The organism is Tsukamurella conjunctivitidis, from assembly GCF_007858475.1.
Lineage (GTDB): Bacteria > Actinomycetota > Actinomycetes > Mycobacteriales > Mycobacteriaceae > Tsukamurella > Tsukamurella conjunctivitidis.
Window position 1 is genome coordinate 1 of record NZ_VIGX01000113.1, and the last position, 665, is coordinate 665.

1 protein-coding gene is annotated in these 665 nt (G+C 66.6%); it reads left to right on the forward strand.

Going from position 1 to position 665, the window contains the following annotated elements; translation table 11 throughout:
- The coding region (locus tag FK530_RS24610; RefSeq protein WP_269434188.1) for a fumarate hydratase at positions 1–665 on the forward strand (665 nt) is incomplete at both ends.

A 665-nucleotide genomic window follows, 5' to 3' on the forward strand; every position in this document is an offset into this window, starting at 1 on the left:
GGGTCGAGACCGTGGAGGGACCGGAGGGCACGACCTACCTCAAGGTCTCCCCCCAGGCCCTGGAGCTGCTGTCGCGCACCGCCTACCACGACATCTCCTTCTACCTGCGCACAGCCCACCTGGAGCAGGTCCGTCGCATCATCGACGATCCCGAGGCCTCCGCCAACGACCGCTTCGTGGCGCTGGACCTGCTGCGCAACGCCAATGTCGCTGCCGCCGGTGTCCTGCCCATGTGCCAGGACACCGGAACGGCCATCATCAAGGGGTCGCGTGGCCAGCGCATCATCACCGAGGGCACCGACGAGCGCCCCCTGGCCAAGGGCGTCTATGAGGCCTACACGGAGCTCAACCTGCGCTACTCGCAGAACGCGCCGATCACCATGTACGAGGAGAAGAACACCGGGTGCAACCTGCCCGCCCAGATCGAGCTCTACGCCGACACGGCCCCGGGCGAGGAGGACGAGTACCACTTCCTCTTCATGGCCAAGGGCGGCGGCTCGGCCAACAAGTCTTACCTCTACCAGATGACCAAGGCCATCCTGGACCCCACGCACATGATGCAGTTCCTCGAGGAGAAGATCCGCAGCCTCGGGACCGCGGCCTGCCCGCCCTACCACCTGGCCATCGTCGTGGGCGGCACCTCCGCGGAGTACGCGCTGAAGACC